This window comes from Ruegeria sp. BK1, assembly GCF_056535645.1.
The window spans coordinates 718,083-736,749 of record NZ_JBQFIS010000001.1; the positions used below are offsets into that span (position 1 = coordinate 718,083).

Consider the following 18,667-nt stretch of genomic DNA (forward strand, 5'->3'; position numbering starts at 1 on the left):
GGGCGGCCTGCGCCCCCGGTGATCAACTTCTGGGCAGCCGCAATGTTACGTTCTGGCCGCGTTTTTGATAGCGCAGTTCGGAATCGCCAATCGCCACCACATTGCCGCCGTCCAGCCTGTCTCCGACTTTCAACTTCTTGTAGCGCCCACTGGGCAGACGCACCAAGGCGCGTCGGTTGGCGGGCGTCCCATAGACTCCGATCAGGTTCAGCTTGCGCAGGTTGATCGCGTTATCGATTGTCGCCTGCCGCGCGACCGAAGCAGAGGACGGGATTTTTGGCGCGACCGCTTTGGGCTGGAAGGACTCCGCCTCGTCAACGGATTGCGCAACGGCGGCGGTCGATCCCAAATTCACAGTGTTAACACGCGCGCTACGAGCTGCCCCGGCAGGGCGCGGTTTAGGGCGCGGGACGCGAACTACGGCCAGTGCGGTGGGTGTGTAGTCAATCTCTGGCGGCTTCAGGGATGCAGGTCGCAGTTTGGGGCGCAAGACTGCCAATTCCTGCAATGTGCGCCCGCCAAGCTGCTGGCGCTCGAACTGGTCGATCAGGTTCTCGGGGCGCGGCTTTGGCCGCAGCTCGGCCAGACGCGATGTCGCCTCATCAGGGACAGGCTCTTCCTCGAACCGCACGGGGACATCCGGGGGTACTTTCGACGGGCGGCCGAGATAGACGACAATGCCGTCCGGGTTCAACGTGCCCTCGGCAGTGGGTGTCACCAAGCCGCGCTCGTCCAACTCAAATCGGGTGCCTGCAGCCGATGGTTGCGCGACCGGGTCGAATTCCAGATCGGTGTCAAACCTTGCGACTTGCGGCAGGGCAACCGCGTCGCGAGACAGGTCCGACGGGTCGATGGAGGCCAGATAGATATCTTCGGCCTCAACAGCGACGGGGCTGTTCAGGGGCTGAGGTGTTTCAAACCGCACAGCAGGCAGCAGCGGTTGCGGCTCAGGTTCGGGCGCGATCGGTTCAACAACGGTGGGCGCCACTTTCAGCGCCTCGAGGATGGCGACATCTGTGGCGGAAAGCGCAGGTTCTTCTGGTTCGGCAGGGGCCGGAATTGGTTCGGACGCGGCGGTTTCTATTTCAACGGGGTCACTTACGACCGTTTCTGTCGCGCGCGGTTCATCTGGTTCGGGTTCCTCGAAGTCCGTCACATCCGGATCGGCCTCCACAGATTCCAATGGTTCAGGCGGGGCGGTCGCAATCTCGGGATCAACCTCGATTTGGGCGATTTCCGTCTCTTGGACTTCGTCGTCGGGACTGCCGCCAAGCGCCCAGACTAAAATGGCCACCGCTGCAACACCTGCGACTGCTGCGGGAACCGTATATTGCGTCAGGTTCGCTGCATACGGAATGGACCGAGTCTCGGCTTCAGGGACCGACCGGAAATCCGCAGCAGCGGGAGAGGCCGCTATGACATGCACAGCTGGTTGTGGAGTGTCGGGAACGGGTGCCGCGATAGGCTCGGGTGACAGGAACTGAGGCGCTTCGGGATAGTCTTCACCATCGGTTGGTGCCGTGATCTGAACCGGTACGAATCCATGTTCAGTGGCAAACTCGCGGGCTTCGGTCAGCGTCTGTTTCGCCACAGCGGCGACGTGAATGATCTGGTCCCTTGTCGCGGTATCATAGACCAGTTCGTCCAGTGTGTAGGGCGTCGCGCCTGTCAGAGCCGTCTCAACAGATCCGTCCGCGCCATCGGCGTCGACAGCCAGATAGCGTACCTGATCTTTCGGCAGCACCAGCGTACAGCTCAGCTGCGTCTCAAGCGCAAAGGCCTTGTCGCGTAGCGTGGCAAGCTGCGCGCCCAGATCCGGCTCATCCACGAACACATCACCAAGCCAAAACGAGTCATTGTTGGCCAAATGGTGCAAAGAGATTCCGGTAGACGAAAAAATCAGCTCAAAGGCAGGTTTCATAAGCCGGACGAACCATAGTTATCAGGGTCAAAACAGACAGGCATCCCGTCCGCAGACCGACATTAAAGCAGGATCTTGCCGAGGGAAAGAAAAAGCCGGGTTTCCCCCTTGTTCGGCAGACCCTTGCCACCCCATCTTGACAGTAACGAAATCGGAGGGAAGACCTTGAAGAAATTCGCTTTTCTGGCGGCCTTGATGGCCGCAACCGCGGTTGGCGCAGCCCATGCGGAAGAACGTCGCATCACCGTTAGCGCAGCAGGCACTGTGCTGGCTGAACCGGACATGGCCACCATTACTCTGGGCGTTACCAATGAGAATGCGCAGGCCGCTGCCGCGATGAAGGCCACGTCAGATGCTGTGTCGCAAATCCTGGCACGGCTGGACCAGATGGGGATCGACGCGCGCGATGTGCAGACCCGCGATCTGTCACTGTCACCGGTCTGGGCGGGCCGTGGCAACCAAGCTGGAGAACGGCCTGAAATCTCGGGCTTTTCAGCCTCAAACCGCGTGTTTGTGCGGGTGCGTGATCTGACGCAGTTGGGCGCAGTGATGGATGCGGTCATCCAAGACGGGGCCAATGATTTCGGCGGTCTCAGCTTTGGTATTCAAGACCCCAAACCGCTGGAGGCTGAGGCGCGTGCCAAAGCCGTGGCCGAGGCGACAGCCAAGGCCGAGCAACTGGCGCAGGCAGCCACGGTCACACTGGGCCCTGTTCAGCAGATCAGCGAGCAGGTCGGCGGCATCCGGCCTGCGGCCCAGATGCGCGAATTCGCGGCGGCGGATGCAGGTGGAATTCCGGTGGCAGGAGGCGAGGTCTCGGTCTCGGTCAATGTCACGATGGAGTTTGGGATTTCCCAGTAAGCTCAGCGTGATGCGCGGGCTTGCAGTGACTGGCGCTGCTGGCCCGTCTGGTCGAAGTTTTCAGGGGTCAACCATGCCTCGAAAGCCGATCGAATACGGGGCCATTCGCTGTCCAGAATCGAATACCACGCGGTGTCCCGGTTGCGTCCTTTATAATGGGTTGCTTGCCGGAAGATTCCTTCGAAGGTGAAGCCCAGCCGCTCGGCCGCGCTGCGCGACGGCGCGTTCAACGCATCGCACTTCCACTCATACCGGCGATAGCCCAGTTCGTCGAAAACCCGCCGCATCATCAGATACATCGCTTCGGTCGCCATGGGCGTGCGCTGCATCAAGGGTGAGAAATGGATATAGCCAACTTCGATGACGCCGGCGTCGGGGGTGATACGCAAATAGGTTGCGTGGCCAAACGGGGTGCCGGTTGCGTCCAGAACAGTGTGAAACATCGGATCCGCGCTGCGTTCGGCCTGTTTCATCCAGTCCGAGAACGCGGGCTCGGATGTGATCGGCTCTTCTGGCAAGTAGGTCCAGTTCCGACCGTCTTCGTCCTGCGCAAACGCCCGGTAGAGGCCGGATGTATGCTGTTTCGCATCCAAAGGAACCACTGAACAAAACCGCCCCGGCATATCGATGCGGGGGGGCATCGGGCGTGGAAACTCACCCGACACCGGCGCGCCGATGGGTTGGCCAAAGGCGTTGGTTCGGTGGTCCGTTATCATTCAGGCGGTGGCTTTGGACAGAGCCTGATCCAGATCAGCGATCAGGTCATCTGCATCCTCAATCCCGATCGAGACACGTACAACGCCGGGACCTGCCCCTGCAGCTTCTTGCTGTTCAGGGGTCAACTGCCGGTGCGTGGTCGAGGCCGAATGGATAATCAGCGAGCGCGCATCGCCGAGGTTCGCAACATGGCTGAAGATTTCCAGCGCGTTCACCAGCTTGACGCAGGCATCATAGCCGCCTTTGACTGCAAAGGTGAACAGCGCACCAGCGCCTTTCTTGTACTGCGCCTTGACCCGGTCGTGGTAGGGGGACGAGGGTAGGCCCGCATAGGTCACGTAATCCACCCGGTCATCGGCCTCCAACCAGGCTGCAATCTTCTGCGCGTTCTCAACGTGACGCTCCATCCGCAGCGACAGGGTTTCGATCCCCATCAGCGTATAATGCGCCGCCTGTGGGTTCATGGTCATGCCCAGATCGCGCAGACCGATGGCGATACCGTGGAAGGTGAAGGCCAGCGGCCCGAAAGTCTCGTGGAACTTCAACCCGTGATAGGCGGGTTCGGGTTCGCTGAGCGAAGGGAACTTGTCATTCGCCGACCAGTCGAACTTACCCGAATCCACGATGCAACCGCCTGTGACGGTTCCGTTGCCGGTCAGGTATTTGGTGGTCGAATGCACCACCAATGTCGCGCCCTGTTCGATGGGGCGGCACAGGTATGGCGTGGCCGAGGTGTTGTCGACGATCAGCGGAATGCCCGCCGCGTCCGCAACATCTGCCATCGCACGGATATCGGTGACGTAACCACCGGGGTTCGAAATGGATTCGCAGAACACAGCGCGGGTGTTTTCGTCAATCGCGGCCTTTACAGCCTCGGGGTCGTCCATATCGACGAATTTGGCCGACCAGCCAAATCGTTTGATGGTCTGGCTGAACTGCGTGACCGTGCCACCATACAGGCGGGTCGAGGCCACAACGTTGCAGCCCGGTCCCATCAGCGGGAACAGCGCCATGATCTGCGCCGCGTGACCTGACGAGCAGCAGACAGCGCCCACGCCACCCTCAAGCGTTGCCACGCGCTCTTGCAGCACGGCGACGGTGGGGTTGGTCAGACGGGAATAGATGAAGCCCACCTCTTGCAGGTTGAACAGCGCGGCCGCGTGGTCGGCATCACGAAAGACATAGGCCGTGGTCTGATAGATCGGCGTCTGGCGCGCGCCTGTGGCCGGATCGGGCCGGGCGCCTGCGTGAATCTGAAGCGTGTCAAAGCCGTAGGTGGGGCCGTCAGACATGGTCAAAATCTCCCTTTGGAATTTATGTTGCAGAATCTCTAGGCGATCAGGGGCGTGCGCACAACAACGCAGTCAGCGCATCCACAATCCCTTCGCCTTGATCTTGTTGCGGATAACCTGCTCGCGTTGCGGCAGGTTCTCGCGATCAAACATCGCGCGAATTTTGTGACCTTTGCGCTGAATCACCAGTTTGCGGATCGGGTCATAGCCCTTGAGCACTTTCTTGATCCGGTTTGGGGCCGCCACTGTTTCCAGCACCTCGACCACATGATCGCTTTCACGGGCATAGAGCAGCGGAAACAGTCGGTAGTGGCAAGTGACAGAGCCGTCCAACAGGCCAGCGGGCAGGGCATCGCGTCCTCCGCCCAGTGAATGAATGACCAGCGGCAGCGCCACCTGATCCAGCCAGGGGTCCAGCACCTGACCGGCCAGTTCCGGGATATCTTCGTCGCGTATGGCCCGCGCGTAGTCACGGAAACGCTCCCCAAAAACGCGCGGGCAGGAATAGAAAAAGTAGCCTGCGTTGAAATACAGATAGCGCCGCCAGTAGTCATGCGGTTGGCTGGTATCCAGCGAACTGTCGAAATCCAACCCGAACCGCTGGTAGAGCGCCCGCCAAATTCCGTCGAAACCGGGGCCGTAGAGGGTCGGGCGGGGCCATGTCCCCTCGACCTTCAGCGAAGCGCTTGGGCGGGAAAAATCAAAGGGGACAGTGTTCAGATCACCGGTGAAGAGCGTGTCACTGTCGAAGAACACAAAGGGCTCACCCTCGGGAAGGGCCAGCAAAGCCTCGATTTTGTTGCCGTAGGGATAGCTTTCGCCAAATAACTGGGAGTCGAAGGGCAATATCTCGACATCCAACTGGCGCAACGCGTTCAGGATATCTTCGTTCTGAATGCTGGGGTCTTGTGACCAAAGCGGGCCGGGTTGGGGCACGGCGACGAACACACGACCGGCAAAGTCGGGGCTGCTGTGACGGAGTGAGGCGGCAAACAGTAGCGACTCGTATTGCAGGCGGTTGTTTTGTCCGATCAGGACGATGTTGAATGTCTTGGGTGGGGCCTGCATCGGTGTCCGGTCAATCACTGGGGTATTTCGGTTGGCGGCACAGTACGCAGGGGCGGCGGGCAAAACCAGATGTGAACACCGTCTTGGGGCGCAAAATTTGAAAACCGGGACCGTGCCCCCATCTTATGCCAAGATGCCGAAACAGGAGATATCTCAAATGAGGGTCAACGCAGATTTCACCAAACGCGTCGCCGTTCACTTTGATCAGAACGAATGGGTCCAATCCCCCGCCGCCGGGGTCGAGCGGAAGATGCTGGACCGTATCGGTGAGGAGGTCGCCCGCGCCACCACGATTGTGCGTTTTGCTCCGGGCAGCGCCTTTGCCGCGCACACCCATGATGGGGGTGAGGAATATCTGGTTCTTGAAGGTGTCTTTCAGGATGAAACCGGGGATTTCCCGGTGGGCAGCTACGTGCGCAACCCGCCGACCTCGTCGCATACGCCTTCGGCCAAGGAAGGCGCGACGATTCTGGTCAAGCTGCATCAGTTCGATCCAGCGGATCGGACTGAGGTGCGGCGATCGATCAACGGGGCAGAGAAACTGCAACTGTTCAAGGATGCCCAAGAGGATGTCAGAGTCCTGAGCCTCGCCGCCGGTGAATCGCTGAACCTGGATGCAGAGCAAGGGCTGGAGTTGTTCGTCATCGAGGGGTCTGTTTCAGAAGCAGATGAGGAATTCTCGGCCTGGGATTGGCTTCGACTGCCGCCGGAAACCCAGTCTGTTGCGACCGCCGGGACCGATGGTGCCCGCGTGTGGATCAAGTCTGGGCACCTCTCTGGCATGGTCTGACCGACAGCGACGCTGTAATTTTAGGCAGTATTTTCTGGAAACCGGGCCGTCGAGCCCGGTTTCTTAATTTTTTGACCATTTGGCAAATTTTACCAATTGATAAAATTTCAGACTGTGGCAAGCTGAGAGTACAACAACCATATCTACAGGGAGTAGAGCGATGGCACAGGGCCAGATGGTCCCCGGCATTGTCTCCGGGCGGCTTTCCAGCGATGAGCTGACCTCGAATTTCACGGATCTGCATCCGCCATTGGCCGCGCATGAGGCCGCCGTGGCAGCAGATCGGTGCTACTTTTGCTATGACGCGCCATGTGTGACAGCCTGTCCGACGGATATCGATATTCCGTTGTTCATGCGGCAGATTCAGGCCGGTCAGCCCAAAGCGGCGGGTGAGACCATATTGGCGCAAAATATTCTGGGCGGCATGTGCGCCCGTGTGTGTCCTACCGAGACATTGTGCGAAGAAGCCTGTGTGCGCGAGGCAGCTGAGGGCGCTCCGGTCGAGATTGGGCGTTTGCAGCGTTATGCAACCGATAGTGTTATGGCAGACGGGGCGCATCCGTTTGTACGTGCCGATTCGACCGGCAAAACCGTTGCGGTGATTGGGGCAGGGCCTGCAGGTCTGGCCTGCGCACACCGGCTGGCGATGCTGGGGCATGAGGTTGTTATTCACGAAAGCAAGCCCAAGCCGGGCGGCCTTAACGAATATGGGATCGCGGCCTATAAATCGACCAACAACTTCGCGCAGGCCGAGGTGGATTGGCTGATGCAGATCGGTGGGATCACGATCGAGACAGGTTCGGTTCTGGGCGACACGATCTCTCTGGAGGGCTTGTCAGAAAATTACGACGCAGTTTTCCTATCCATTGGCTTGGCCGGAGTGAACGCTCTGCGCGCGGGTGGCGTTGGTAAGGATGGCGTGCGGGCTGCGGTCGAGTTCATCTCGGATGTACGGCAGGCTGGTGATTTGACTGACTTGCCGGTGGGGCGCAATGTGGTCGTCATTGGCGGTGGCATGACCGCCGTGGACGCGGCGGTGAAGTCCAAGCTGCTAGGGGCGGAACATGTCACTATCGCTTATCGCCGGGGACGTGACGCCATGGGCGCCAGCCGGTACGAGCAGGACCTTGCGGCCTCACATGGGGTCAAGATCATGACCAATGTGCAGCCTGTGGCCGTGCACGGAAACGGCGCGGCGACTGAGATTGAGTTGGAGTATACCTCGAGCGAGGGCGGTCAATTGACCGGGACGGGCGAAGTGATCCGCTTGCCTGCGGATCAGGTTTTGAAAGCGATTGGCCAGACGCTGGAAGGCGCGCCCGAAGGTCTGACGCTGGACGGCAACAAGATCGCTGTAACGGGCGCGGGTCGGACCTCGATGGCGGGTGTCTGGGCCGGGGGTGACTGCGCGGCTGGTGGCGAAGACCTGACCGTGACCGCTGTGGCCGAGGGCCGCGATGCGGCAATGGACATCCACGCTGCACTGACGGCGTGAAACTGTGATTTTGGATGCTGATCAGCATCAGGAGGGCCGGATAAATGGCTGATTTAAAGACAAACTTTCTGGGTATCGAAAGCCCGAACCCGTACTGGCTGGCCTCGGCGCCGCCGACTGATAAAGAATACAATGTCCGCCGCGCCTTCGAGGCCGGTTGGGGTGGCGTGGTCTGGAAAACGCTGGGGGCCGAGGGCCCTCCGGTCGTGAACGTAAACGGGCCTCGGTACGGTGCGATTTATGGCGCGGATCGGCGGCTGCTAGGGCTGAATAACATCGAACTGATCACTGATCGCCCGCTTGAGGTGAACCTGGAAGAGATGGCCCGGGTCAAGGCCGACTACCCGGACCGCGCGCTGATCGCCTCGATCATGGTGCCGTGCGAGGAAGAGGCTTGGAGAGCCATCCTGCCACGCGTTGCCGAAACTGGTGCTGACGGGATCGAGTTGAACTTCGGCTGTCCCCATGGGATGAGCGAGCGCGGGATGGGATCGGCTGTCGGGCAGGTACCGGAATATATCGAGATGGTCACGCGGTGGTGCAAGAAACACTATGACCGTCCGGTGATCGTGAAGTTGACACCCAACATCACGGATATCCGCAAACCCGCCGAGGCTGCAAAGAATGGCGGCGCGGATGCGGTGTCGCTGATCAACACCATCAACTCGATCACCAGCGTCAATCTGGACACGTTCAGCCCTGAGCCTTCGATTGATGGCAAGGGTAGCCATGGCGGCTATTGCGGTCCGGCGGTGAAGCCGATCGCTCTGTCGATGGTGTCAGAGATTGCGCGGGCACAAGCAACGCATGGTCTGCCGATCTCCGGTATTGGTGGCGTGACCACATGGCGTGACGCGGCCGAGTTCATGGCCTTGGGCTGTGGCACCGTTCAGGTCTGTACGGCTGCGATGACCTATGGGTTCAAGATTATTGATGAACTGACGGCGGGCCTGTCCAAATGGATGGACGAGAAGGGGTATAAGGACGTCTCGGAGATTGTTGGTCTGGCCGTGCCGAACGTGACGGATTGGCAATATCTGAACCTGAACTATGTGGCGAAGGCCAAGATCGATCAGGACCAATGCATCAAATGTGGCCGCTGCTATGCCGCTTGCGAGGATACCAGCCATCAGGCAATTTCCATGTCTGATGATCGTGTGTTCGAGGTGATGGATGACGAATGTGTCGCCTGCAATCTATGCGTGGATGTGTGCCCGGTGGATGGGTGCATTTCGATGGTCCCGATGAATGCGGGCGAAATTGATCCGCGTACCGGACGGGAAGTGCAGCCTGACTACGCCAATTGGACGTCACATCCGAACAACCCGATGGCGAAAGCTGCGGAATAGGAGATTTTTCGTCGAAAAATCTTGGACGAGAAAATTCGACGAATTTTCTCAGAACAAAATGTCGATGGGGCCGTAGTGGCAGATCACGATATATTGGTTGGCGGTGCGGATCAGGTGGTATCCGCGCCGCCTTATTTCTTGCTGAAACGTCTCATGCCCCACTTCTCTTTCCACCCAACTAGTGGACCGGCGCACGACCGCACCGCGCTGCGCGGATTTGGTGGAAAACAACTGGTCGAGCCAGGGATCGGGATAGGGGCGAACGGTAGTCATGGGTATATGCTGCCGCAATTTGGTTAACTGGACCTTAAGGCATAAGGAGTTTCCGGTAGAGCGTGTCTACAAAAGGTTCCGCGCCTTCAAAAGGATCTTCGTCCCCCAAAATCGCACGAACCTGTACGTCGAAATCGGCGTAGTGCTGGGTCAGCGCCCAGATCGAAAAGATAAGGTGATACGGATGAAGTCGCGCTATTTTCCCCTGATCCATCCAGCCGACAAGAATCGCCGTTTTCTCATCCACCAAGATCTTGAGGTCACTTGAAAGCGAGTCGTGAATGCGCGGCGCGCCTTGCACGAGCTCGTTGGCGAATAGGCGGCTTTCGCGCGGCAGATCGCGGCTCATTTCCAGTTTGCGTCGGATATAGGCGAGGATTTCCTCCATAGGGTCGCCATCGGCATCCAGTTCGTGCAGAGGGGCCAGCCATGTTTCCAGCAATCCGGACAGGAGCGCGGTGTGAATGGCCTCTTTTGTCGGGAAATAGTACAGGAGGTTTGGCTTGCTCAGGCCTGCCTCAGTGGCAATCTGGTCTACGGTCGCGCCGCGGAAGCCATGGGATGAAAACACGTTCAAGGCAGCCTCGAGAATCGCTGCGCGATTCTTTTTCTGAATTCTGGTGGGGGCGCGGTCTTTGGGCATTGTTCCAGACTGTCTCATTTTCTGGCAAGTGGGCGCTGGATAGGTCAAAAAACCTAATGGCGTCCTGCAATTTCTTGACTGATCTCGAACCCGTGATAGCGTGAGTTTGACCAGATGGTCAAATCAAGACACCAAAAGCGAGCCAAATCGCAAGTAACAGGGAAGAACAAGATGGCAGCTCCGGCGCAAAATCTCAGGATCAATGGCGACAGGTTGTGGGACAGTCTGATGGAGATGGCCAAGATCGGCCCCGGTGTTGCTGGCGGCAATAACCGTCAGACCCTGACTGATGAGGACGCTGAAGGCCGCGCCTTGTTTCAGAAATGGTGTGAGGATGCGGGTTGCTCCATAGGCTTGGATCAGATGGGCAATATGTTTGCTCACCGAGCGGGAACAGATCCCGACGCTTTGCCGGTTTATGTTGGTTCGCACTTGGACACTCAGCCGACAGGTGGGAAATACGACGGCGTCTTGGGGGTTCTTGGCGGTTTGGAGATCATCCGAACGTTGAACGATTTGGGGATCAAGACAAAGCATCCCATTGTGGCTACGAACTGGACCAATGAGGAAGGGACACGCTACGCGCCCGCTATGTTGTCCTCGGGGGTGTTTGCCGGGATGCACACGCAGGATTGGGCCTACGCGCGTGAAGATGCTGAGGGTAAGGCCTTTGGCGATGAATTGCAGCGGATCGGTTGGCGTGGTGAAGAGGAGGTGGGCGCGCGCAAGATGCATGCCTTCTTTGAACTACATATTGAACAGGGACCCATTCTTGAGGCGGAAGGTAAGGACATTGGTGTTGTCACCCACGGTCAGGGGTTGAGTTGGACCCAGATCACGGTGACCGGCAAGGATGCCCATACCGGCTCGACCCCGATGCCGATGCGCAAGAATGCGGGTCTGGCGATGGCGCGGATTCTTGAGAAAGTGGACGAGATTGCCTGGTCCCATGCGCCCCATGCCGTTGGGGCGGCGGGGCATATCGATGTGTTCCCGAATTCGCGGAATGTGATCCCTGGCAAGGCGGTGTTTACGGTCGATTTTCGCTCGCCCGATCTGGACGTGATTCAAGATATGGAGGCACGACTGCGCGTTGCGGCTGAAGATATTGTCGAAGAAATGGGCTTGCAGATCGAGTTCGAGAAGGTCGGTGGGTTTGATCCTGTGCAGTTCGATGACGGCTGTGTGGCGGCGGTACGCGATGCAGCGGAACGGTTGGGGTATTCGCATACCGATATCATCTCAGGCGCCGGGCATGATGCGTGCTGGATCAACCGGGTGGCGCCGACGGCGATGGTGATGTGTCCTTGTGTGGATGGATTAAGCCATAACGAAGCTGAGGAAATCACCAAAGACTGGGCTGCGGCAGGGGCTGATGTTCTGTTGCATGCGGTTGTCGAGACGGCTGAGATCGTGGAGTAGGGGCCGCTGCCCCCGTCGCCCGGTGGGCGAATCCCCCGGGATATTTTTGGCCAGATGAAGCAGGTGGCGTAGACCGCCACAGGGAGATTGAAATGAGCACTGTGATCAAGAACGGAACGGTTGTGACCGCCGATTTGACTTACAAGGCGGATGTGATGGTTGAAGGTGGCGTGATCACCGAGATCGGTCAGGATCTGAAAGGTGATAAGGAACTGGACGCGACCGGTTGCTATGTGATGCCGGGCGGGATTGATCCGCATACGCATCTTGAGATGCCGTTCATGGGCACCTATTCCAGCGATGATTTCGAAAGCGGAACCCGGGCGGCTTTGGCTGGCGGCACCACGATGGTGGTGGATTTTGCGCTGCCTAATCCGGGGGAAAGCCTACTGGATGCACTGAAGCGTTGGGACAATAAATCGACGCGGGCGAATTGCGATTATTCGTTCCACATGGCCGTCACATGGTGGGGCGAGCAGGTGTTTGACGACATCAAAACCGTGATTGAAACGCGCGGGATCAACACGTTCAAGCACTTCATGGCCTATAAGGGTGCGTTGATGGTGAATGATGATGAGTTGTTCGCCTCGTTCAAGCGTCTTGCCGAGTTGGGCGGCACCGCTATGGTGCATGCCGAGAACGGAGATGTGGTGGCCGAGTTGAGTGCTAAGCTGCTGGCCGAAGGCAATACTGGGCCCGAGGCACACGCCTATTCCCGCCCGCCGCAGGTCGAAGGTGAGGCGACAAACCGCGCCATTATGATCGCCGATATGGCGGGCGTTCCTTTGTATGTGGTGCACACCTCGTGCGAAGAAGCCCATGAGGCCATTCGCCGGGCAAAGATGCAGGGTAAACGGGTGTGGGGCGAGCCTTTGATCCAGCACCTGACCTTGGATGAAAGCGAGTATTTCCACCATGATTGGGAGCATGCGGCGCGGCGGGTCATGAGCCCTCCGTTCCGGAACAAGCAGCATCAGGACAGTCTTTGGAACGGTTTGCAATCGGGAACGCTGAGCGTGGTGGCCACCGACCATTGCGCCTTTACCACCGAACAGAAGCGATATGGCGTGGGCGACTTTACTAAGATCCCCAACGGGACAGGCGGGCTGGAAGATCGGATGCCGATGTTGTGGACCCATGGAGTAAATACCGGGCGCCTGACGCCGAACGAATTTGTGGCAGTTACTTCAACAAACATCTCTAAGATATTGAATTGCTACCCTAAAAAGGGTGCCATTTTGGTTGGTGCGGATGCGGATATCGTTGTGTGGGACCCGGACAAAGCCAAGGTGATTTCAGCCGAAACGCAGCAGTCTTCGATCGACTACAACGTGTTCGAAGGCAAGGAAGTGCGCGGGTTGCCCCGGTTCACGCTAACCCGTGGTTCGATAGCTGTTCATGATGGTGAGATCCAGACACAGGAAGGACATGGGAAATTCGTGGCACGCGAGGCCAATACCCATGTGAACAAAGCGCTGAGCACCTGGAAAGAGCTGACCGCCCCGCGCCCGGTCGAGCGGACGGGTATTCCAGCGACGGGTGTGTGATTTGCGGGGGTGTCCTGTGGGCGCCCCAAAGCGAAACCTTTTCAAGGTAATGGAATGACTACTGAAAGTACGACCCAGCCTGTGATCGAGGCAAGGCAACTCGATCTCACCTTCCAAACCAATGACGGCCCGATCCACGCGTTGAAAGACGTGAACCTGACCATCGACAAGGGGGATTTCGTCAGCTTTATCGGCCCCTCGGGCTGTGGCAAGACCACATTCTTGCGCTGTATCGCGGCGCTTGAGACGCCGACGGGGGGGGTGCTGACCGTCAATGGAATGACCCCAGATGAAGCACGGCGCAAGCGCGCCTATGGTTATGTGTTTCAGGCCGCGGGGCTGTATCCGTGGCGGACCATCTCCAAGAACATAAAACTGCCGCTCGAGATCATGGGCTATTCCGCCGCCGAACAGGAAGAACGGGTAAAGAAGGTTCTGGAACTGGTTGATCTGGCGGGTTTTGGTGGCAAATTCCCGTGGCAGCTTTCGGGCGGGATGCAGCAACGGGCCAGCATCGCGCGGGCTTTGGCTTTTGATGCTGATATTCTGCTGATGGACGAACCCTTTGGCGCGCTGGATGAGATTGTGCGCGATCACCTGAACGAGCAGCTTCTGGCGCTATGGGCGCGGACGGAAAAGACGATCGGGTTTGTGACGCACTCGATCCCCGAAGCGGTCTATCTGAGCACCAAGATCGTGGTAATGAGCCCTCGGCCCGGTCGGATCACCGATGTGATCGACAGCCCTTTGCCCAAGGAGCGGCCTTTGGATATTCGAGACACGCCGGAATTTATCGAGGTTGCGCATCGGGTGCGCGAAGGGCTGCGGGCGGGGCATTCCTATGATGATTAAGGCAACCAGACTGTGGGGCGCGCGATGAAAAACTTGGTGCCTATCTTGGTGGTGCTCGCGGCAATTGTCGCGCTGTGGTACGCAGCAGTGGCCCCGATGAACATTCGCATCTCGCTGGATCAGGCCGAGCGTGCGGGGCAGGTAGTGACACCTGAAACGTCGCGCGAACGGCGAGAGACTTCGGTCTGGGTTCTGATGGCGTCAAACCCCGGAGCGATTTCCCGCGGCTATGCGCTGGAACGCCCACGGCTGCCGACCCCCGGACAGGTTGGGCAGGAGCTGTGGAAAACGACCGGTGAGATGGTGGCCAAGGGTCGGGCATTCTCGAAACGGTCGCTGATCTACCATGCTGGAATCACGCTGAAATCCACGCTGTGGGGTTTTCTGCTTGGCACAACGCTGGGCATTTTGGCGGCCGTAGCCATCGTCTATTCGCGTGTCGCGGATATGAGCCTGATGCCATGGGCGATTATAAGCCAGACCATCCCGATTGTGGCGCTGGCGCCGATGATTATTGTCGTCAGCTCTCAGCTAGGGATTGAGGGGCGCGGGGTGCCCAAGGCGGTAATCTCGGCCTATCTGTGTTATTTCCCGGTGCTGGTGGGGATGGTGAAGGGGCTAAGGTCGCCATCGCTGCCGCAACTGGATTTGTTGAAGACCTATAACGCCTCGGGCGCGCAGGGGTTCTTTAAACTTCGGCTGCCATCCTCGGTGCCGTATCTGTTCACGTCGCTCAAGGTCGGGATCGCGGCTGCATTGGTTGGCACGATTGTGGGCGAGTTGCCGACGGGGGCTGTGTCAGGTCTTGGTGCCAGAATCCTGATCGGAGACCAGTTCGGAACGCCTCTGGCCATCTGGGCGGCCCTGCTGGCTGCCGCTATTCTGGCGGGCTTGCTGGTGACACTGTTGGATCTGCTGCAGCGACTGGCCCTGCGCCGGATGGGGTTGAACGCATGACCTGGCTATCCTTTGCTTTGCTGTTCTGGGGCTTGGCCTGGTTTGCGAACTACCGTCTGGCTATCTCGTCCTATCGCAAAACCCGTGCAGCGCGCATTTTTGTGCCGGTTCTGTTTGGCATCACGCTGTTGGTGCTTTGGGAGGGGCTGGTGCGCGGGCTGGGTGTTTCGCCGGTTATCCTGCCGCCACCTTCAGATGTGGGGACAGCCTTTGTACAATCGTCCGGCATTTTGTGGGAAGACTTCAAGCAAACCGTCTTCAAGGGCGCGCTGACGGGATTTGTGATCGGGTGTGCTGCGGCTTTTGCTTGTTCGGTTGCCATAGACCGCTCGGCTTTTCTGACGCGTGGTCTGCTACCCATCGGGAATTTTGCGGCGGCGCTGCCCATTGTCGGGATCGCGCCAATTCTGGTCAGTTGGTTCGGGTTCGATTGGCACTCGAAAGCGGCGGTTGTCGTGGTCATGGTGTTCTTTCCAATCCTGGTGAACACCGTGCAGGGTCTGCGCGAAGCGGATGCGATGCAGCGTGACCTGATGCGGACCTATGCGGCCGGGTATTGGCAGACCTTGTGGAAACTGCGCTTGCCAGCGGCGATGCCCTTTGTGTTCAATGGGTTGAAGATTGCAACCACGCTTGCTTTGATCGGGGCGATTGTGGCCGAGTATTTCGGCTCACCCACACGGGGCATGGGGTTTCGGATTTCGACCGGCGTCGGCAGCCTGTCGATCGACCTTGTCTGGGCCGAGATCGCCGTAGCCGCGCTGGCCGGGACCGTGTTTTATGGCCTTGTCGCAGCGGCGGAAAAGGCGGTGACCTTCTGGCACCCGTCGCAACGAGGATAGGAATTCAACAGACCCCGACAACGGGGCATAAACAGCAACTAGGAGACATGAAGATGAAAAAGCTACTCAGCGGGGCGGTTGCCGCCTTTGGCCTGACCGCCGGTGCCGCATGGTCCGCCGATGAGGTGACATTGCAGCTGAAATGGGTCACGCAGGCGCAATTTGCGGGCTACTATGTGGCCGCCGATAAGGGATTCTACGAGGAAGAAGGGCTGGACGTTACCATTTTGCCCGGCGGCCCCGACATCGCTCCAACTCAGGTGATCGCGGGGGGCGGCGCGGATGTGACCGTCGAATGGATGCCTGCTGCGCTGGCCGCACGCGAAAAGGGTCTGCCGCTGGTAAACATCGCGCAGCCATTTAAAAGCTCGGGCATGATGCTGACCTGCTGGAAGGATGCCGGTATTGCATCGCCGGATGACCTTAAGAACCGCACGCTGGGTGTCTGGTTCTTTGGTAACGAATTCCCTTTCATGAGCTGGATGAGCCAGCTAGGCATCGACACTGGCGGCAAGGGTGAGAGTGGGGTTGAGGTCCTCAAGCAAGGTTTCAACGTTGATCCCCTGCTGCAGCGCCAGGCCGATTGCATCAGCACCATGACGTATAACGAGTACTGGCAGGTGATCGACGCGGGCGTAAATCCCGATGAGCTTGTGACCTTCAAGTACGAAGATCAGGGTGTCGCCACGCTTGAAGACGGCCTCTACGTGCTGGAAGAAAACCTGAGCGACGAAGCCTTTGTCGACAAGATGGAACGGTTCGTCCGTGCCTCGATGAAAGGCTGGAAATACGCCGAGGAGAACCCGGATGAGGCCGCCGAGATCGTGTTGGACAATGACGCGACCGGAGCGCAGACCGAAAAACACCAAAAGCGCATGATGGGTGAGATCGCCAAGCTGACCGCAGGGTCGAATGGCGCTTTGGACCCGGCGGATTTTGAGCGGACCGTGGGTACTCTGCTGGCCGGTGGTTCTGATCCGGTCATCACCCAACAGCCTGAGGGGGCGTGGACCCACAAGATCACCGACGCAGCGCTGAACTAAGCCCGGTTTAAACCGAATTGAGCGCGGCCCCGGTTGGGGCCGCGTTTTGCGTTTCTGATGTCGGAAAAGTGTCTGTACTTAGCCGGGAAATGACTTAGTATTCCTTTGTAAATTATCGCATTTCATACGAAATTGCGACTGGATGGAAAATTATGCAAGGATTTGCATCAGAATTCAATTCAGCCTTGGGTCTGATCCTGACAGGGGATTCAGAGCTGTGGGCGATTGTGCTGTTGTCGCTCAAAGTTTCCGTCTTCGCTGTATTGATTTCTGCCCTGATCGGGATGCCCGTGGGCGCGGCATTAGCCGTTGCGCGCTTTCCGGGACGGCGGATGTTGATCGTGCTGATGAATGCTCTGATGGGCTTCCCGCCGGTTGTTGTGGGCTTGTTGGTCTACCTGATGTTATCCCGATCCGGGCCGCTGGGTGTTCTGGAGTTGCTCTATACCCCGACCGCAATGATCATCGCGCAGGTTGTTCTGGTGACACCCATTGTGGCCGCGCTGACCCGGCAAGTGATCGAGATGCTGGCCGAGGAATATTCGGAACAGCTACGCTCGCTCGGGGTGTCGCGTTTAGCCTCGGTGCCGGTGCTGCTGTGGGATGCACGCCTGGCGCTGGTGACAGCTTTGTTGGCGGGATTCGGACGTGCCATTGCGGAGGTGGGCGCGGTGATCATCGTTGGCGGCAACATCAACCATGTGACGCGGGTGATGACGACGACCATCGCGCTTGAAACCTCGAAAGGCAATCTGGCGCTGGCGCTGGCCTTGGGCGCGATCCTGATCGGGATTGCGGTGGCGGTGAACGCTATGGTCAGCACCGTCAGCCTGCGCGCCGAGCAGGAGGGGTTGCGCCATGCGTGATCTGGTGTGTGACATGGCCAGCAGCCTGACGGTTCGGGACGTGAAGATAACACGCAAGGGAAAGGTCCTTCTGGACGTTGCGCATTTGTCTTTGGACGGGCCCGGGCCGACGCTGATCCTTGGGCCGAACGGGGCGGGGAAGAGCCTGTTGCTGCGTTGCTTGCATGGTTTGATCGCGCCTGACCGGGGGCGGATCGAACAGGACGGCGTGCCTTTGTCCGGCGAGCACAAATCCCGGCAGGCGATGGTGTTTCAACAGCCGGTGCTGTTGCGCCGCTCGGTCGCGGCCAATCTGGATTTTGTGCTGAAGCGTCAGGGCCTGTCTTGGGGCCAGCGCAAAGCCCGGATCGAAGACTTGCTGACCGAGGGCGGTCTCGACGGAAAAGGACGGCAATCCGCGCGCTCTTTGTCGGGGGGGGAGGCACAGCGGCTAGCCATCCTGCGTGCTCTGGCGTTGGAGCCTGAGACGTTGTTTTTGGATGAACCCACCAGTGCTTTGGACCCGAGTGCTACGCAGATGATAGAACGCATGATCCAGCGCGCCTCGCGACGGGGGGTGCGGATTGTCATGGTGACACATGATATCGGTCAGGCGCGTCGCCTTGCAGTGGATGTCGTTATGATGCAAGGCGGCCATGTGGTTGAACACGGGGTCGCCAGACAAGTTTTGGACGCCCCGCAAAGCGACGCCGCGCGTCGTTATCTTGCTGGTGGGCTGGTGACCTAACT

General features: G+C 58.8%; 18 protein-coding genes. 12 read left to right on the forward strand and 6 right to left on the reverse strand.

Features of this window, described 5'->3' with window-relative positions; all coding sequences use genetic code 11:
- Positions 1-22: 22 nt before the first annotated feature.
- Positions 23-1,876 (reverse strand): hypothetical protein, encoded by a 1,854-nt coding sequence (locus ACR3E7_RS03570; RefSeq protein ID WP_480719390.1) that lies wholly within the window; start codon positions 1,874-1,876, stop codon positions 23-25.
- 210 nt (positions 1,877-2,086) lie between these two features.
- Between ACR3E7_RS03570 and ACR3E7_RS03575 the strand changes: the two genes are divergently transcribed.
- Positions 2,087-2,782: an SIMPL domain-containing protein gene (locus tag ACR3E7_RS03575; RefSeq protein ID WP_170784450.1), complete on the forward strand. Its 696-nt coding sequence runs from the start codon at positions 2,087-2,089 to the stop codon at positions 2,780-2,782.
- 2 nt (positions 2,783-2,784) lie between these two features.
- Here ACR3E7_RS03575 and ACR3E7_RS03580 read toward each other — a convergent pair whose 3' ends face one another.
- From ACR3E7_RS03580 to ACR3E7_RS03590, 3 genes are all read right to left on the reverse strand, one after another.
- A complete protein-coding gene (locus tag ACR3E7_RS03580; protein WP_480503362.1) occupies positions 2,785-3,495 on the reverse strand; it encodes a GNAT family N-acetyltransferase in 711 nt (236 codons plus the stop codon).
- 3 nt (positions 3,496-3,498) lie between these two features.
- Positions 3,499-4,791 (reverse strand): O-acetylhomoserine aminocarboxypropyltransferase/cysteine synthase family protein, encoded by a 1,293-nt coding sequence (locus tag ACR3E7_RS03585; RefSeq protein ID WP_170769459.1) that lies wholly within the window; start codon positions 4,789-4,791, stop codon positions 3,499-3,501.
- A gap of 72 nt (positions 4,792-4,863) precedes the next feature.
- A complete protein-coding gene (locus tag ACR3E7_RS03590; protein WP_480503361.1) occupies positions 4,864-5,859 on the reverse strand; it encodes a hypothetical protein in 996 nt (331 codons plus the stop codon).
- Between the two features lie 157 nt (positions 5,860-6,016).
- Here ACR3E7_RS03590 and ACR3E7_RS03595 point away from each other — a divergent pair, with 157 nt between their 5' ends.
- From ACR3E7_RS03595 to preA, 3 genes are all read left to right on the forward strand, one after another.
- Entirely contained in the window at positions 6,017-6,649 is a 633-nt protein-coding gene (locus ACR3E7_RS03595; protein ID WP_480502996.1) for a cupin domain-containing protein, read from the forward strand.
- Positions 6,650-6,809: 160 nt separating this feature from the next.
- The gene (locus ACR3E7_RS03600) at positions 6,810-8,144 is read left to right on the forward strand and encodes an NAD(P)-dependent oxidoreductase (RefSeq protein WP_480502994.1); all 1,335 of its coding nucleotides are present in this window, start codon (positions 6,810-6,812) and stop codon (positions 8,142-8,144) included.
- Between the two features lie 44 nt (positions 8,145-8,188).
- Positions 8,189-9,493, forward strand: a complete 1,305-nt coding sequence (preA, locus tag ACR3E7_RS03605) for an NAD-dependent dihydropyrimidine dehydrogenase subunit PreA (RefSeq protein ID WP_170788509.1) — start codon at positions 8,189-8,191, stop codon at positions 9,491-9,493.
- Between the two features lie 48 nt (positions 9,494-9,541).
- Here preA and ACR3E7_RS03610 read toward each other — a convergent pair whose 3' ends face one another.
- Both ACR3E7_RS03610 and ACR3E7_RS03615 read right to left on the reverse strand, forming a co-directional pair.
- Entirely contained in the window at positions 9,542-9,766 is a 225-nt protein-coding gene (locus ACR3E7_RS03610) for an N-(5'-phosphoribosyl)anthranilate isomerase (RefSeq protein WP_480502992.1), read from the reverse strand.
- Positions 9,767-9,800: 34 nt separating this feature from the next.
- Positions 9,801-10,409 carry a TetR family transcriptional regulator C-terminal domain-containing protein gene (locus tag ACR3E7_RS03615; protein ID WP_480502991.1) on the reverse strand — a complete coding sequence of 203 codons (609 nt, stop codon included), beginning with the start codon at positions 10,407-10,409 and terminating at the stop codon, positions 9,801-9,803.
- A 171-nt stretch (positions 10,410-10,580) separates the two neighbouring features.
- On the opposite strand from ACR3E7_RS03615, the gene ACR3E7_RS03620 reads away from it, so the two are divergent.
- From ACR3E7_RS03620 to ACR3E7_RS03655, 8 genes are all read left to right on the forward strand, one after another.
- Positions 10,581-11,831 carry a Zn-dependent hydrolase gene (locus ACR3E7_RS03620; RefSeq protein ID WP_480502990.1) on the forward strand — a complete coding sequence of 417 codons (1,251 nt, stop codon included), beginning with the start codon at positions 10,581-10,583 and terminating at the stop codon, positions 11,829-11,831.
- 92 nt (positions 11,832-11,923) lie between these two features.
- On the forward strand, positions 11,924-13,378 hold the full coding sequence (hydA, locus tag ACR3E7_RS03625; protein WP_480502989.1) for a dihydropyrimidinase: 1,455 nt from the start codon (positions 11,924-11,926) through the stop codon (positions 13,376-13,378).
- Positions 13,379-13,432: 54 nt separating this feature from the next.
- Complete coding sequence (locus ACR3E7_RS03630; RefSeq protein WP_170788514.1) at positions 13,433-14,230, forward strand: ABC transporter ATP-binding protein; 798 nt, start codon at positions 13,433-13,435, stop codon at positions 14,228-14,230.
- Between the two features lie 24 nt (positions 14,231-14,254).
- On the forward strand, positions 14,255-15,187 hold the full coding sequence (locus tag ACR3E7_RS03635) for an ABC transporter permease (protein ID WP_480502988.1): 933 nt from the start codon (positions 14,255-14,257) through the stop codon (positions 15,185-15,187).
- Positions 15,184-16,029, forward strand: coding sequence for an ABC transporter permease (locus tag ACR3E7_RS03640; protein WP_480502987.1), 846 nt, complete (start codon positions 15,184-15,186; stop codon positions 16,027-16,029). Before ACR3E7_RS03635 ends, ACR3E7_RS03640 begins: the two co-directional genes overlap by 4 nt.
- Before the next feature lie 53 nt (positions 16,030-16,082).
- Entirely contained in the window at positions 16,083-17,072 is a 990-nt protein-coding gene (locus ACR3E7_RS03645) for an ABC transporter substrate-binding protein (protein ID WP_170788515.1), read from the forward strand.
- Positions 17,073-17,224: 152 nt separating this feature from the next.
- Positions 17,225-17,938 carry an ABC transporter permease gene (locus tag ACR3E7_RS03650; RefSeq protein ID WP_170769471.1) on the forward strand — a complete coding sequence of 238 codons (714 nt, stop codon included), beginning with the start codon at positions 17,225-17,227 and terminating at the stop codon, positions 17,936-17,938.
- The gene (locus tag ACR3E7_RS03655; RefSeq protein WP_480502985.1) at positions 17,931-18,665 is read left to right on the forward strand and encodes an ATP-binding cassette domain-containing protein; all 735 of its coding nucleotides are present in this window, start codon (positions 17,931-17,933) and stop codon (positions 18,663-18,665) included. Before ACR3E7_RS03650 ends, ACR3E7_RS03655 begins: the two co-directional genes overlap by 8 nt.
- Positions 18,666-18,667 lie beyond the last annotated feature (2 nt).

Coding starts and splice junctions, on each gene's coding strand:
- ACR3E7_RS03585 (WP_170769459.1), bottom strand. CDS start 4,791: ATGTCTGACGGCCCCACCTACGGCTTTGACACGCTTCAGATTCACGCA.
- ACR3E7_RS03590 (WP_480503361.1), bottom strand. CDS start 5,859: ATGCAGGCCCCACCCAAGACATTCAACATCGTCCTGATCGGACAAAAC.
- ACR3E7_RS03595 (WP_480502996.1), top strand. CDS start 6,017: ATGAGGGTCAACGCAGATTTCACCAAACGCGTCGCCGTTCACTTTGAT.
- ACR3E7_RS03600 (WP_480502994.1), top strand. CDS start 6,810: ATGGCACAGGGCCAGATGGTCCCCGGCATTGTCTCCGGGCGGCTTTCC.
- preA (WP_170788509.1), top strand. CDS start 8,189: ATGGCTGATTTAAAGACAAACTTTCTGGGTATCGAAAGCCCGAACCCG.
- ACR3E7_RS03610 (WP_480502992.1), bottom strand. CDS start 9,766: ATGACTACCGTTCGCCCCTATCCCGATCCCTGGCTCGACCAGTTGTTT.
- ACR3E7_RS03615 (WP_480502991.1), bottom strand. CDS start 10,409: ATGCCCAAAGACCGCGCCCCCACCAGAATTCAGAAAAAGAATCGCGCA.
- ACR3E7_RS03620 (WP_480502990.1), top strand. CDS start 10,581: ATGGCAGCTCCGGCGCAAAATCTCAGGATCAATGGCGACAGGTTGTGG.
- hydA (WP_480502989.1), top strand. CDS start 11,924: ATGAGCACTGTGATCAAGAACGGAACGGTTGTGACCGCCGATTTGACT.
- ACR3E7_RS03630 (WP_170788514.1), top strand. CDS start 13,433: ATGACTACTGAAAGTACGACCCAGCCTGTGATCGAGGCAAGGCAACTC.
- ACR3E7_RS03635 (WP_480502988.1), top strand. CDS start 14,255: ATGAAAAACTTGGTGCCTATCTTGGTGGTGCTCGCGGCAATTGTCGCG.
- ACR3E7_RS03640 (WP_480502987.1), top strand. CDS start 15,184: ATGACCTGGCTATCCTTTGCTTTGCTGTTCTGGGGCTTGGCCTGGTTT.
- ACR3E7_RS03645 (WP_170788515.1), top strand. CDS start 16,083: ATGAAAAAGCTACTCAGCGGGGCGGTTGCCGCCTTTGGCCTGACCGCC.
- ACR3E7_RS03650 (WP_170769471.1), top strand. CDS start 17,225: ATGCAAGGATTTGCATCAGAATTCAATTCAGCCTTGGGTCTGATCCTG.
- ACR3E7_RS03655 (WP_480502985.1), top strand. CDS start 17,931: ATGCGTGATCTGGTGTGTGACATGGCCAGCAGCCTGACGGTTCGGGAC.